This is a genomic window from Acetobacter sp. ESL1128, assembly GCF_058505085.1.
In genome coordinates, this window is sequence record NZ_CP196369.1 from 2,277,714 (window position 1) to 2,291,867 (window position 14,154).

13 protein-coding genes and 1 pseudogene are annotated in these 14,154 nt (G+C 58.2%); 7 read left to right on the forward strand and 7 right to left on the reverse strand.

All coding sequences use genetic code 11. The features are described from left to right. Positions 1-37 precede the first annotated feature (37 nt). Together ACSYTG_RS10570 and ACSYTG_RS10575 are read right to left on the reverse strand one after the other, a co-directional pair. A complete protein-coding gene (locus ACSYTG_RS10570; RefSeq protein WP_415420297.1) occupies positions 38-397 on the reverse strand; it encodes an ArsC family reductase in 360 nt (119 codons plus the stop codon). A gap of 15 nt (positions 398-412) precedes the next feature. Next, positions 413-856 (reverse strand): annotated as a pseudogene (locus tag ACSYTG_RS10575) (HIT family protein); the annotation flags it as partial. Between the two features lie 137 nt (positions 857-993). Here ACSYTG_RS10575 and ACSYTG_RS10580 point away from each other — a divergent pair. Genes ACSYTG_RS10580 through ACSYTG_RS10595 form a run of 4 tightly spaced genes read left to right on the forward strand, consistent with a single transcriptional unit; the run spans position 994 to position 5,703 of the window. After that, complete coding sequence (locus ACSYTG_RS10580) at positions 994-1,266, forward strand: YtcA family lipoprotein (protein ID WP_489783258.1); 273 nt, start codon at positions 994-996, stop codon at positions 1,264-1,266. Positions 1,267-1,269: 3 nt separating this feature from the next. Next, entirely contained in the window at positions 1,270-2,319 is a 1,050-nt protein-coding gene (gene mdtN / locus ACSYTG_RS10585; protein ID WP_165925516.1) for a multidrug transporter subunit MdtN, read from the forward strand. Continuing rightward, positions 2,300-4,096 carry an FUSC family protein gene (locus ACSYTG_RS10590; protein WP_489783257.1) on the forward strand — a complete coding sequence of 599 codons (1,797 nt, stop codon included), beginning with the start codon at positions 2,300-2,302 and terminating at the stop codon, positions 4,094-4,096. The genes mdtN and ACSYTG_RS10590 overlap by 20 nt, the downstream gene beginning before the upstream one ends. Beyond that, the gene (locus ACSYTG_RS10595; RefSeq protein ID WP_086646269.1) at positions 4,093-5,703 is read left to right on the forward strand and encodes a TolC family protein; all 1,611 of its coding nucleotides are present in this window, start codon (positions 4,093-4,095) and stop codon (positions 5,701-5,703) included. Before ACSYTG_RS10590 ends, ACSYTG_RS10595 begins: the two co-directional genes overlap by 4 nt. Here the strand turns inward: ACSYTG_RS10595 and ACSYTG_RS10600 are convergent. Genes ACSYTG_RS10600 through ACSYTG_RS10610 form a run of 3 tightly spaced genes read right to left on the reverse strand, consistent with a single transcriptional unit; the run spans position 5,676 to position 7,348 of the window. After that, positions 5,676-6,254 (reverse strand): DNA-3-methyladenine glycosylase I, encoded by a 579-nt coding sequence (locus ACSYTG_RS10600; RefSeq protein WP_489783256.1) that lies wholly within the window; start codon positions 6,252-6,254, stop codon positions 5,676-5,678. The genes ACSYTG_RS10595 and ACSYTG_RS10600 overlap by 28 nt on opposite strands. A gap of 12 nt (positions 6,255-6,266) precedes the next feature. Then, a complete protein-coding gene (locus ACSYTG_RS10605) occupies positions 6,267-6,692 on the reverse strand; it encodes an ArsR/SmtB family transcription factor (RefSeq protein WP_086646271.1) in 426 nt (141 codons plus the stop codon). Beyond that, positions 6,689-7,348 carry a peroxiredoxin gene (locus ACSYTG_RS10610; RefSeq protein ID WP_086646272.1) on the reverse strand — a complete coding sequence of 220 codons (660 nt, stop codon included), beginning with the start codon at positions 7,346-7,348 and terminating at the stop codon, positions 6,689-6,691. The genes ACSYTG_RS10605 and ACSYTG_RS10610 overlap by 4 nt, the downstream gene beginning before the upstream one ends. A gap of 106 nt (positions 7,349-7,454) precedes the next feature. On the opposite strand from ACSYTG_RS10610, the gene ACSYTG_RS10615 reads away from it, so the two are divergent. Both ACSYTG_RS10615 and ACSYTG_RS10620 read left to right on the forward strand, forming a co-directional pair. Beyond that, on the forward strand, positions 7,455-8,381 hold the full coding sequence (locus ACSYTG_RS10615) for an MBL fold metallo-hydrolase (RefSeq protein ID WP_086646273.1): 927 nt from the start codon (positions 7,455-7,457) through the stop codon (positions 8,379-8,381). 39 nt (positions 8,382-8,420) lie between these two features. Beyond that, positions 8,421-9,206 carry a sulfite exporter TauE/SafE family protein gene (locus ACSYTG_RS10620; protein ID WP_165925521.1) on the forward strand — a complete coding sequence of 262 codons (786 nt, stop codon included), beginning with the start codon at positions 8,421-8,423 and terminating at the stop codon, positions 9,204-9,206. 87 nt (positions 9,207-9,293) lie between these two features. On the opposite strand, the gene ACSYTG_RS10625 is transcribed toward ACSYTG_RS10620, so the two are convergent. After that, positions 9,294-10,898 carry a SulP family inorganic anion transporter gene (locus ACSYTG_RS10625; RefSeq protein ID WP_491706465.1) on the reverse strand — a complete coding sequence of 535 codons (1,605 nt, stop codon included), beginning with the start codon at positions 10,896-10,898 and terminating at the stop codon, positions 9,294-9,296. Between the two features lie 191 nt (positions 10,899-11,089). On the opposite strand from ACSYTG_RS10625, the gene arsC reads away from it, so the two are divergent. Continuing rightward, positions 11,090-11,440 (forward strand): arsenate reductase (glutaredoxin), encoded by a 351-nt coding sequence (gene arsC, locus ACSYTG_RS10630; RefSeq protein ID WP_489783255.1) that lies wholly within the window; start codon positions 11,090-11,092, stop codon positions 11,438-11,440. A gap of 93 nt (positions 11,441-11,533) precedes the next feature. Here arsC and ACSYTG_RS10635 read toward each other — a convergent pair whose 3' ends face one another. Beyond that, positions 11,534-13,978, reverse strand: coding sequence for a membrane-bound PQQ-dependent dehydrogenase, glucose/quinate/shikimate family (locus ACSYTG_RS10635; RefSeq protein WP_253528294.1), 2,445 nt, complete (start codon positions 13,976-13,978; stop codon positions 11,534-11,536). Positions 13,979-14,154 lie beyond the last annotated feature (176 nt).

The window sequence follows — 14,154 nt, forward strand, 5'->3', positions numbered from 1 at the left end:
CTTATAACGAGCCGGGCAACAGCCTGCTTTTACCTGTTTAGTTTTTACCCAATACCGCAGCGTAAAGTTCCGGCTTAAAGCCCACCTGCAAACCCTGCGGCGTTTCAAGCACCGGGCGTTTGATCAGTGTTGGATGGGCGACCATAAGGGCTATAGCCCGCTTTTCGGTCAAATCAGCTTTATCGGCATCAGGCAGTTTTCTGAACGTTGTGCCAGCTTTGTTCAGCAGTTTTTCCCACCCTACCTGTGCGGCCCATGCTTCCAGCTGTTGCGCGGTAACACCGGCCAGTTTGTAGTCATGGAAGATATACGCAACGTCATGCTCTTCCAGCCAGTTGCGGGCCTTGCGCACGGTATCGCAGTTTTTAATGCCATATAATGTCAATCCGCCAGACACGGTGTTCTCCTTTACGGGACCAATCCCCAAAACATTGCGCATTTTTTGCATGAATGCTGCATCTTCTGCCAGATTGAACTCCCGCGCCTGCGCAATATTATACGCCACGCATAAAGGCAGTAATCGCTGGGCCTGCGGTTCCGTTACATAGCGCGGCACAATATGGGTATGCAGCGATGGCGCCTGATTACACCATGTTTCGTAATTAATGCGCGCAGCCCCTGTCACCTCAAGCAAGGCATCCCCCACCCGCACGACATCCTGCAGGTAGTCCAGCCGCTGCTGGCCTTGCAGGTCATTCACACTGGGCACGGCGGGGTCTGCCAGCAAAATGCAGTATCCTTCCACCGGCTGCGTATCAGCCACCACCAGCCAGCCGGATGCCATACGGCCGATAACCTTGGGGTAGGCCCCTTTGCGTGCAAGCTCCACGCGCTGCTGTATGACATTCTGGGTCATTACTTTGCCTCTACGGTGTTGGTGTGGGTTAGTGTAATGTTAACAATTATATCTTATCCGAAAAATGGCACATAAATACCAATAATGACTGCATTTTCTTGACAGTAAAAGCATGTTCACGTCCTAATGCCACAACCATGCGCTACCGTCCCCTCCAGCGCGCCATACCTGCTCTGCTTCTGCCTCTGGCGGGCTGTAAGGTTGCGGGCGCCCCGTCTTTTCCACTGGCTGGGGCCTACTTCCCCAGCTGGATGCTCTGCGGCCTGCTGGGCATTCTGGTGGCAGTGGGTTTGCGCGTGCTGTTCCTTGCCACGGATATTGACGCCCTGCTCCGCCTGCGGCTGTTCACCTATGTCTCGCTTGGCACCATAACGGGCCTGCTGTTCTGGCTTTTGGCATTTGGGCCGTAACGCATGAAAAAAATATCCCTTTCCAACCGCAACCCTATTGGCCTTGCTGTAGCTGTGCTCTGCATTGCGGCGGCCTCTGCGCTTGGCTACTACGTTCTGGGGCAGGATGAATCCTACCCTTCCACCGATAGCGGAACGGTAGATGCCGAGCTGGTGCATATTGCCTCCACTGTTGGTGGGCGGTTGCAGGCTTTGAATGTGCATGTCAACCAGTCGGTCAAGAAGGGGGATGTGCTTTATCAGCTGGACCCCGAACCCTATAATCTGGCGGTGCAGCAGGCCACAGCCGGGCTGGCGCTGACACAGGCAGGGGTAGAGCAGCAGCAGCGTCTGGTGGCCGTAGAAGCCGCCAATGCCGACATTGCCAAGAATCAGGCCGCCCGGGCCAAAACCAACCATGACCTTGCCGCCCGCACCGTGGAGCGCCTGCGCCCACTGGCCAGCAAATCCTATATTCCGTGGCAGCAATATGATCAGGCTCAGGTTGCCCTGCATGATTCGGGCATTACTCTGGACCAGAGCCACCTGCAGGCCACAGCAGCACAGGTTGCTGTTGGGGACCTGAACAGCTCCATTGCCGCCCGGCAAGTAGCCGAGGCTACGCTGGCCCAAGCCCGGTATGCCCTGCGCCAGACCACCGTTACGGCCCCTGCTGATGGTTATGTGACCAGCCTGCGGGTTATTCCGGGGGAAGTGCTTATTCCCTCGCAGGTTCTGTTTACGCTCATCGCCAATGACGGCTGGTTTGTTACCGCCAACATGCGTGAAGGCACGCTCCATGCCATTCACCCGGGCGACTGCGCCACGGTTTACTCCATGATTAACAGGAACACCCCCATACGCGGCCATGTGGAAAGCATTGGCTGGGGAGTATTTTCCGCTGATTCCGCAGGTTTGAGCCGCACTTTGCCTTTTGTCCCGCGGGAGATGGACTGGGTGCATGTGGCCCAGCGTTTTCCTGTTCGGATCAGGCTGGAACAGGCCAACCCGCAACTGCTGCGGCTTGGAGCCACAGCCACAGTGGAAATACGCCATGGCGCCGCCTGCGACTGACACAGGCAAAAGTACTCTGGCCCGGATATGGTGGCTGATCCGCGCGCCCCTGCCGGGCCGTGGCGGCCACAGCCTGCGCATGGCCGCCGCCTGCACCATGGTCGTGCTGATTGGTGAGATCTGGCAGATCCCCGATGTGGCCGTACCTGCCTTGTGCACCATGGCTATCTGGCAAAAAGACCGCACGACCAACATGCTGGCAGGTGTTGCGGTCAACCTTTTGATCGTGGCCATTCTGGCACTACTTTTTGTGCTGATCCACCTGACACTGGACCATCCGTTTGGTCAGGTCGTGGCGATCATGCTGCTGTCCTTCTGCTTCTTTTTTCTGGGCTCAGCCAGCAAGCTCAAGCCTGTTGCCTATCTTCTGGGCTTGATTGTTGTCTTTGCCCTGGTTGTTGCCGACCAGGTCCCGATCGGGGAAATTGCAACCCGCGCCCTGCTTTATGCCGACCTGTTCATTCTGGTTCCCGGCGCGGTAATGATTGTGTGCGGCCCGCTCATATGCCCCTCCCCCGCAACACTGATGATGCGTGAAATTGCCGCACGCCTGCGCCTATGCGCCACATTGCTCGAACAGCCCGACAGCTACCAGTTGGACTACGCCCGCGCCACATTGCGCGAGGGGGCCAGCAGCATGCTCAAACTGCTAAAAATGGCAAAGCTGGAGAAGATTCTGCACAAGGACCCGCTTGCCCATCTGGAGCAGTCCGCCTACTCCAGTGTTGCGGCCCTTGCGTTGGCCCACACGGCCTTCCGGGATGGGGAAGAACAGCCGGAAACTCTAGAATTTTCACAAACCCTGCGCGATATGGCGGAAATTTTTTCGCATAACGGCTACCCGCAGGATATTCCTCGCCTCAACGCACCAGACCATGCGCCCGCACTGGCCCAACTGGCCAATGTGCTGCATGGTTTTACTGAGCCGGTCCTTCCCGCAACACAGAACACACCTGTGCCTGAGCCAAAATCGGGCTTTTTTACCCCAGATGCCTTCAGCAACCCCGAACACGTGCGCTTTGCGGTCAAAGGAACGGTAGCTGTGCTGATCAGCTATTTTATCTTTATCATCCTCAGCTGGCCGGGCATCCACACCTGTATCATCACCTGTTTTATTGTTGCCCTGCCAACCGTGGGGGAAATGACAACAAAGCTGCGGCTGCGTATTAGCGGGGCACTGGTTGGAGGGGCCATTGGCATTGCCTCCATTATTTTTGTTATGCCCCATCTTTATAATATTGCGGCTTTTCTACTGCTGATTTTTGTTGTGTCCCTTTTTGCCTCATGGATCAAAAACGGGGATGAGCGCATAGCCTATGCAGGCTTCCAGATTGGCCTTGCCTTTTTTCTGAGCGACCTTAAAGGCTACGGCCCCACAACAGATATGACCACGGCCCGCGACCGTATTATCGGTATTCTGCTTGGCAATTTTATAACCTACGCCGTTTTTGTCACTTTCTGGCCCTCCAGCGCATACGGCCCCATTGCCCAGCGCTTTAGCAGTTTGCTTGATGCCTTGAAAAAACAGATCACCACCCCCGATCCCGCCGAACATACCCGGCTGGCTGCCACTGTTCAGGAAGACCTGTCCAGCGCGGAGCGTGCTCTGGAACTGGCCGAGGCCGAGCCCCAACACATGCGTGCCCGCATGCCGCTTTTGCCCATTTACGCCACGTTAACACGGCAGGCCGCCATTGCAGCCGAGGATGGGCTACTGCCCTCCCGGCAACAGGCCGTTCAGCAACACATACAGGACATGGAACAGGCCCTGACATGACACACCGCGCCCCGCCCCCGGTCCTGCTTGGCCTTCCCTGCCTTCTGCTTGGCCTTTCAGGCTGTGCCACACAGGCGCTTGAGAGCGCTCCTGCCCGGCCAGACATGCCCTGGCAGCCCAACATTGCCGCCAATGGGGAGCTTCTGCCCGGCAAGGCTGGACGCCGGGGGCTTATGCTCCCCCCCGGCTACGTACTGCCCGCAAACCATGCCCTTGCCCCCCGCCCGGCAGATAGCAACATCAACACCTCGCACATCTATACGCTGCCCGAACTCATTGATATTGCCCAGTCCAACAACCCCAGCACACGCCGGGCCTGGAATGCCGCGCGCGATGCCGCATTGGCCGTAGGCATTGCCCGCACCACCTATGTGCCCCACCTTACGGCCTCCATTGTTGGGGGGTATGGCACCCGGCACAACAACAACTCCTTTAGTGTTGAAAACGGCGGACTGGCTGGCAACATTATCAACAACACCAACACTCCACGCACCCAGAATAACGGGCATGGTGAAGTGCAAACGCTGAACATGGAATGGCTGCTGTTTGACTTTGGCAAGCGCGAAGCCATGATTGATGCCGCATCCCAATTACAACTCGCCAGCAACGTGCTGTTTACCGCTGCCCACCAGAAGGTCATTTACGGTGTTACACTGGCCTTTTATACGCATGCCGCAGCCGTAGCCCGTGCAGGGCTGGTAGAGCAGGCACTGCGCAATGCCCGCAATGTGCAGGCCGCAGCCGAGGCGCGCCTGCATCAGGGCCAAGGGACAATTGTGGATGTCGCCCAGACCCAGCAGATGACCGCACAGGCCGAACTCCGTCTGGTTCAGGCCCAGAACGGGATTGAAAACACGTATCTGGAACTCATGACCTCCATGGGTATTTCCCCCTCCACCCAGCTACGCACGCAGGACGTGGCAGGGCGGCCACTTAACATTAACGACATGCGCATGACGGATGACATGATCCGCACGGCCGTTTCCCAACGGCCGGATGTACTGGCCGCCTATGCTGCGGCCAAGGCGGCACGCAGCAATGTAACGGCAGCAAAAGCCGAGTTTTTGCCAAAAGTTTTTGTTACCGGCAACGTGGCCTATACAACCGGGCATCTGGCACTTTCCTCCGTGCCCGGTGCGGGGTCGGATTCATCACCAACCCTTAACCTGTCCTCCAACAACTTCAGCAGCCTTGTGCTGGGGGGTATTTCGGTCCCCATTTTTGATGGCGGGATGCGTGCTGCCGTGCTGAAGCAGGTTCAGAACCGGGCAGACAGCACACAGGTTACTCTGGAGCAAACGCTGGACGACTCCGCCAAGCAGATTGTCGCAGCAGAAAACGGCCTGCACACAGGGTTGAGCGCTTACCGGGCCGCCACCAAGCTGGAAGCCGCAGCCCAGACCAGTTTTGACGCCGCCTTTACAGCCTACCGCAGTGGAGTTGGATCCATAACACCCGCAACACTCGCCCAAAGCGGGCTGCTGGATGCCCAGCTCGCCCAGTCGGATGCGTATTATGCCGCCCTTATTGCGGCTGCCAGCCTTGGCTTTGCAACCGGCGCCATTGGCAATGTGCCAGATCAGGGGGTGGATGAACCTGCCCGGTAACAAAAACACGTGGCCTCGTGCCCATCCAGCATACCAACCGCCTGCATCCATGCCTGCGCGGTTGTAGGGCCAACAAAGCGGAACCCTTTATGCTTAAGGGCTTTTGCAACGGTTACGGATAAAGGGGAATGTGGCTCCAGCCCGCTCCCGCGCTCATGGGCCTGTGCCGCGCGCACCATGCCCCACACAAACGCGGCAAAATCCTCCCCCCGTTCGTGCATGGCAAGCCATGCCTGCGCATTGGCTACAGTCGCGGCAATTTTGGCGCGGGAGCGGATAATGCCTGCATCCCCCATCAGCCGTGCCTGATCATCCTGTGTAAACGCGGCAACCCTGTGCGGGTCAAACCCACAAAAAGCACGCCGAAAATTCTCACGCTTTTGTAAAACAGTATTCCATGACAACCCGGCCTGAAAGGTTTCCAGCACCAGCGCCTCCCATAAAGCGCGGCTGTCGGTAACGGGTTGGCCCCATTCCTGGTCATGGTATGCGCGGAGCAGAGCATTGGATTCGGCCCACCCACAGCGCACCAGCGCACCAGAACTGCTCATCCCCTGCCCGTATTACGAACGCGGCGCATCTGGCGTGCGGATAAAGGCGAACTGCGCCCCTCCCTCCGCTTCCCGCTGGGCGGTGGTGCGGCGGGACGCGGCATACCGTTCGGATACGGCCCGCAGGGCAGGCAGAGCAGCACGGTCCCCACGAAGCAGCCCGATAAGGGCACGCACACGCAGGGATTCCTCCTCACTGGCAAGGCTGTAATGGATTGTGCGGGATTCGCGCCTTGGCACCACAATTTCTGCCCGCCGCAAAGCCCCGAGTTGCTGGCTGAGCGTAGGCTGGCCAATACCGGTGCAGGATTCCAGCTCCCCCACGGCAAGGGAGCCCTGCTCCAGCAGTGCATCCAGAATCATCAACCGCTGTGGCTGGGCAAACAGCTTCATCCGTTCCACAAGCTGCCGGGCTTCTTCCACCCCCAGAGCACTCATGCCTCGGTATCCTTGCTCATGTTCATGAACCAGTCTGGCCCCGCAGCTATGACATCTTCATGTGTCTGGCCTGTGGGGAGCACCACATCCGCCCCCGGTGTCCAGCCTTCGGGGGTCATGACATCCCCCCGCTCAACCCGTTGCAGGGCACGCAGCACCCGCAGCATTTCCGCCACGGAGCGGCCAACGGTTGCGGGGTACCATGTGATCACGCGCACAATACCGTTGGGGTCTATAAAATACGCGGCGCGCACGGTCGCGCTATTGCGCGCATCCAGATCAAGCATACCGTAGGCACGAGCAATGGCCAGCGAAGGGTCTTCAATAACAGGGAAGGAAACAGTGACGCCAAAACGCACCCGTATGGCTTCCAGCCATGCCAGATGGGCAGGCAGGCTATCCACCGACAGGCCGACCAATGCGCAGTCCATGGCCTCAAACTGGGGAACAGCCCGCGCCATGGCAATAAATTCGCTGGTGCAGACCGGCGTAAAATCCGCTGGGTGCGAAAACAGAATAACCCACCGCCCACGCAAACTGCTGAGCGTAAAATCTCCCTGCGTGGTGCGGGCCGTAAAATCAGGTGCTGCATCCCCGATCTTCAGGGACGAGGAGAGGGGCACCAAAGGGCAGGCATCTGCTATGCGATCGTTCATGGCAGTTTCCTTTACGCGAAATCCTGATCTTGACGCAAGATGGTTTCATATTTAGTGAAATCAAATATACACTGTTACAGTAAATTATAAACAGTTGGAGTCTCCCATGTCGGACACCGCCATCACAACAGCAACGGCCCAGATTCTGATGATGCTCCGCCATCCACAGACCCGCCCTGTGGTGCAGAGTTTTTTTGACCCGGCCACCTTTACCGCAAGCCATGTTGTGCATGACCCGGCAACAAAGGAGGCTGCGGTCATTGACAGCGTTCTGGATTACGACGCCGCATCTGGCCGGACCAATTACACCTCTGCCCAGCAGATTGTGGATTATGTTAAAGCGCAGGGCCTGAACGTGGTCTGGCAGCTTGAAACACACGCCCACGCCGACCACCTTTCTGCCGCGCCGTGGTTGCAGGAGCAGCTTGGCGGCAAGTTGGGCATCGGGGCGGATATTGTGCGGGTGCAGGAGGTATTTGGGAAAATATTCAACGCCGGCACGGAATTTGCGCGCGATGGCTCCCAGTTCAACCACCTGTTCAAGGATGGAGAGCAGTTCAAGCTGGGGAATCTGGACTGTATTGCCCTGCATGTTCCCGGCCACACCCCGGCGGACATGGCCTTTGTTATCGGGGATGCCGCCTTTATCGGGGACACACTGTTCATGCCCGATTACGGCACCGCCCGGGCGGACTTCCCCGGTGGGGATGCCCGCATGCTCTACCGCTCCATCCGCCGCCTGCTAACCCTGCCCCCCCAGACACGCCTGTTTTTGTGCCATGACTACAAAGCCCCCGGACGCGATACCTTTGCGTGGGAAACAACCGTAGGGGCCGAACGCGAACACAACATTCATGTGCATGATGGCGTGGACGAGGAAGCTTTTGTGGCCATGCGCACCACGCGGGATGCCACTCTGGACCTGCCAAACCTGATCATGCCCTCCGTGCAGGTCAATATTCGGGGGGGGCACATGCCCGAGCCGGAAGATAACGGGGTTAGCTATATCAAAATCCCTGTAAACCGCCTGTAAGCACCCCAGCGCCCTGACCACGCACACCCCGGAGTTCCCATGTTAACACCCCACCTTCTACACATCGCGCTGGAAATTGCTTCTGGCGCAACCGTGGGGTTCACCCTTGGGCTGGTCGGGGGGGGCGGGTCCATTCTGGCCGTGCCGCTTATGGTCTATCTGGTTGGGGTGCCCAATGCGCATGTCGCCATTGGCACCAGTGCCCTGTCTGTTTCCATCAATGCACTGGTTGGACTGGCCCAGCATGCGCGCAACAAAACCGTAAAATGGCGATGTGCGGGTATTTTTGCCCTCTGTGGTGTGGGCGGGGCCTTTTTGGGGGCGTCCCTCGGCAAGGCTGTGGATGGCAAGCACCTGCTGCTCCTGTTCGCCCTGCTCATGATCGGGGTTGGTGTGCTCATGATCCGTGGCCGCCATAATACCGGCTGCCCGGGTGCCAGCTGTAACAGGGAGAATGCGCCCAAGGTCATGGGCTGCGGGTTTGGCACGGGCCTGCTTTCAGGCTTTTTTGGTATTGGCGGCGGCTTTCTGATTGTGCCGGGCCTTATGGCTTCCACCAGCATGCCTATTCTTAATGCTGTTGGCACATCGCTGGTGGCTGTGGCGGCATTCGGGTTTAGCACCACCATCAGTTACATGCTCTCCGGTTATGTGGACTGGCAACTGGCAGGGCTGTTTATTCTGGGTGGAGCCATTGGGTGCAGCATTGGCACCAGGGCATCACGCGCGCTGGCAGGCTCTACCGGCAGGCTGACCACAGTTTTTGCCAGCCTGATCTTTGTTGTTGCCGCCTATATGATCTGGCAGAGCATCCGCCAGTTCTAGGGGCGGAGCCGTCTCTTCCTTCCCAAACATTTTGACGGCACTGGCCTGCCTGCACCCGCAGCTGATGCAAAGCGCAACCTATCAGCCTTAGAGCTGGGCCTGTGGCCGGGGTTGCTCCGCCACTGTTTGCTCTGCACTGGCCATGGCCTGATGAAGCTGGGCATAAACATTCCCCTCCCCCAGAGCACTGACAATATGGTGCCGCTCCATGTCCGCCAGTGCATAGGAAGCAACCCGGCCCAAAATAACCCGCACACCTTGCATGTGCAGCCGGAACAGCACATCGCGCACAACACTGGCGGCAGAATAATCAATATCTGTAATCGCGCTGCAATCCACAACAAGGCAGCGCACCGGCGCAGGCGCACTGGCAAGGAGCAGGTCAATATCTTCCGCAAAAAGCGAGCAGTTTGCGTAAAACAGATCCGCACAGAACCGGTAAACCACAAGCCCCGGCGCCGTCTGCTCCCCTGCACTTACGGGAACGGCCTCAAGTGCTTGTGTTGCCGGGTCTGGCTTGAGCACCATGGTATGGGGCCGGTAGCTGTGCCGCACATGCCGGAACAAGGAGAGGGCAATCGCAATAAAAATGCCCTGCTCCACGCCAATGCTCACCACTGTTGCCATGGTCACCAGCGCAAGCCGGAACTCCCCGGGGCTTTCCTTCCGGATATGGTTCAGGGCGGCGGTATCAATCATGCCCACGGCAACACAGAACACAACCGAACCCAGAATACAGCGGGGCAGATACTGGAGTGGCCCGGTAAAAAACAGCAGCACACATAACGTAACGGCGGCAAAAACAAGCTGGGCCTTCTGGCTGGTGCCCCCGGCCTGCACGGCCATGGCAGTCTGGGTTGGACTGCCATTAACCGTAAAGGTGCCACTTAGCCCGGCTGCTGCATTGGCGGCACACAGGCCAACAATATCTGCATTGGCATCAACAGTTTCATGCAACCTGTAAGCAAAGGCGTGCGATGTCGCTGCACTTTGCGCGATAATGACAAAAACGCATGATGCAGAAACCGGCAGAAGTGCCAAAAACTGATGCCAGGACACCACAGGAACCGCAAAGTGCGGCAAGCCACCCTGCATAGGCCCCAGAACCGTTACGCCATACTGCGCCAGCCCCAACAGCCAGCTTAACCCCAGCGCCCCCAGCACCACCACCAATGCCACAGGCCGACCGGGCAAAAAGCGTGTACCACACAGCAAGATCACACAGGCCACGCAGGAAATACCGACCGAGAGCAGGTGCATGTGCGCACTCACCTGCACAAGCCCCACAAACTGGGCCACGGTATTGTGCGAGCTGACATCCAGCCCCACCATGTCATACAGCATGCTCATGCTGACCTGCACACCTACGCCGGCCAGAAACCCCACCAAAACGGTGCGGGACAGAAAATCTGCTAAAAACCCAAGCCTGCACAGGCGGGCCGCCAGCAAAAACCCTGCATTAAGCAAGGCAACAGCGCTGACCAGATGGATATAGGCCGCGCTACCCACCGGCTCCATTTCCGACAGGGCGCTGGAAAAAATGGCTGCTGTGGCGGAATCTGCGGCAACTACCAGATGGCGGGATGAGCCAAAAAGCGCAAACGCCACCAGCGGGAACAGCACCGTGTACAACCCGGTAACCGTAGGCATGCCCGCAATACGCGCATAGCCCAGCACCTGCGGAATGTTCATGGATGCCAAAGACACCCCTGCCCACACATTTTTGCTGACAGAGAATGGTTTTTGCCACCAGCCGGTTAATGTACGCACGCAGTCCCCCTGCCCTACCCTGCGTTCCCTGCTGGCCTGCTCCGGGCTGGGTCGGCCCTTGCCAGCCTTGCAGAACATGCAACAATCACGCCTTTGTAAAAGAGGCATGTAACATGACTGTAACAGTTTACCACAATCCGTCCTGCGGCACGTCCCGCTCCGTGCTGGAACTTGTGCGCAACGCGGGCATAGAACCCGAGGTGGTGCTTTACCTTAAAACACCCCTCAGCCGTGACCAGCTTGAAGAGATTGCACGCCAGGATACACTTGGGGCGCGCGACCTTTTGCGTACAAAAGAAAAACTCTGTGCAGAGCTTGGTCTGGACAAACCCGGAGTCACAGACGCCCAGATTCTGGATGCCATTGCCCAGCACCTCACCCTGCTCAACCGCCCTGTTGTGGTAACACCAAAAGGGGCAAAAGCCTGCCGCCCGGCCAGTGTGGTGGAAGAACTGCTGCCATAACCACGCGCCTGCCCCGGCGTGGAGAGCATAAAAAAGGGGCCTGTCCGGCTTATGATAAAACCGGACAGGCCCCTTACTGCCTAACACATACAGTTAGTGCGTTGTGGCACCTGCACCTTCTGGCAGGGCGTAGGCGATAATATAATCCCCTACATCTGGTGAGTGACTGGCCCCGCCTGCAGAAATAACCACATATTCCCGCCCGGTTTTAGGGGAGCGGTAAATAAGGGGTGCGGCCACAGCCCCCACCGGCAGGCGCTGCTTCCACACTTCCTGCCCAGTCCGGGAGTTCAGGGCACGCAGGTAGTAGTCCTGTGTTCCGGCAAAAAAGACCAGACCAGAGGCAGTGGAGGTAGGCCCACCCAGCGTAGGCATGCCAATTGGCACCGGCAGATGGGTTTTAATGCCCAGCGGTCCAAGGTCTTCCACCGTACCCATAGGCACCTGCCAGACAATTTTTTTGGTGTGCAGGTCTATGGCTGTCATGGTGCCAAACGGCGGCGTGTTGCACGGCACAGCCAGCGGAGACTGCAGAACGTCAATTTTAACCCCGCCATACGGTCCGGCCAGCTGAGGGCGGATAGTGCCCATGAACCCCGGCACCTCATCTGTGGAGACCTTGAACTTGCGGGCATTCTCCCGCGTAACCAAGGACATCCGCAGCGGCATGCGCATGTCATTTACAAACATGAGCCCGCTGTTTTCATCCACCGAGATACCGCCCCAGTTCATGCCACCCAGCAGGCTGGGCCATTCGATGTACGGTTTTTCGCCCGGTGGGGTAAACGGCCCGGTATAAACCGAACTTTTGAACATGATCCGACAATAAAGCTGGTCAAACGTGCTCACCCCCCACATGGCGCTCTCGCTCAGCGGGTCCGCACCAATGGTGGGCATGCCAACAGAAAACGGCTGGGTGGGGGAAAGATGTTCGCCCTGCGCCGCGGGAGCTGTGGCAACCGGTGTTTCCACCACTTCGGTCACAGGCTTGCCTGTGCGCCGGTCGAGCACAAAAATATGCCCGGTCTTTGTCGTCTGGATCAGGGAGGGGATTTTCTCACCCTGTGCATTGGTCACATCATACAGCACCGGCTGTGAGGGCAGGTCATAATCCCACACATCATGGTGTATCAGCTGCGAGACCCAGCGGGTCTTCCCTGTAGCAGCATCCACGGCCACAACCGCAGCCCCGAAGCGGCCATTAGCAGCATTCCGGTCCCCACCCCAGTAATCAGGGGGGCCGTTGCCGGTTGGCAGGTAAACAAGGTTGAGTTCCTTGTCGTATGTCGGCACCGTCCAGACATTGGGGGTGGAGAGCGTGTAGGTCTGATCGGGGGCGGGAGCCTGCGTGTTATCGGGGTTCCCCACATCCCACGCCCAGGCAAGGGAGCCATCACGCACATCAAACGCTCGCACAACGCCTGAGGGTTCGCCGGGCATGATGTCACGCACCCAGCCGCCAACAACCGCCAGATGCCCCATAACCACGGGGGCGGCTGTAGGGTGGTAGCGTTTGCTGTTTTCGGTTGGACCCATCTGTTTTTTAAGGTCCACAAACCCTGCATTGCCAAAGCCCGCACACACTGCACCGCTATGGGCATCCAGTGCAAACAGGCGTGCATCAATGGAGGATACCAGAATACGCTGGCGGCAGTCTGGTGCGGTGTAGCTAGCCTTCTGCTCCTGCGTCAGGCTGGTATCTGCATCCATGTCATAATACCCAACGCCGCGGCAGCTTACATGCTCGGCCGTGACAGCATTGGGGTTGAACTTCCAGATTTTTTGCCCTGTATCGGCATCTATGGCGGTAATCAGGTTTTCTGGCGTGCAGGAATACAGCACGTTCCCGATCTGCTGGGGCGTGTTCTCATCCGTGCCAAAAGCCCCCCCGCTTATGCGACGGCCGGTGCGGTACACCCACGCAACCTTAAGCTGGTTCACATTGGCGGGGGTAATCTGGCTATATGGCGCAAAGCGTGTGCCGCCAGCGCTCCGGCCATAGAACTCCCAGTCCTGCGGGGCATCTGGCGCACCAGCCTGCACCACCTTGGCGGCATCACTCAGCGCGTCAGGGTTGCTCAGTGTTCCATGCGGGAAAAACGCCAGAACCAGCGTACCCACCAAACCCGCCATAACGGCCAGACCGCCCCATGCACTCCACCGCCGTGCATCCGCCCGAACGGTGGGGAAGAGGGCTGCGAGCCACAGACCAAGGGTCAGCAGTATGGCAGGCACAACCAGACGGGGTAGCAGCTCCCAGTAGCCAATCTGCGGGGCATCGTAAAAAGCCCACAGGCAGGTTGCCGCAAACACGGCAATGGAGGCTGGCAGCGCACTGCGCTTACGCAGGAAAAACAGGGCCGCCAGCCCCACATAAGCCAGCCCCGCCAGCAGGTAGTACGCCGAGCCACCAAGGACCAGCAATTGCCCGCCACCATAAGCCAGAACAAGCCCCACCCCTGCACTCAGCAATGCAAAGAGAACCCGGTATATATCGGCCCCTGTTATCCGGCGCTCAGTTTTGAATGGTTCATCCATTCCTTATTCTCCCAATTCCCTAAGTTCCCAAAGACCACATGACTGCAGGCCAGCTAGCGCCGCCTTAAGCTGCCCACACCCTGCCGTTCCTGAGCAAAGACGGTGGTCTGTGTTCCATGACCTTGGATGCTGTCAATAATAATTCCGTATTTTACAAATCACGACTTGCCACGCAC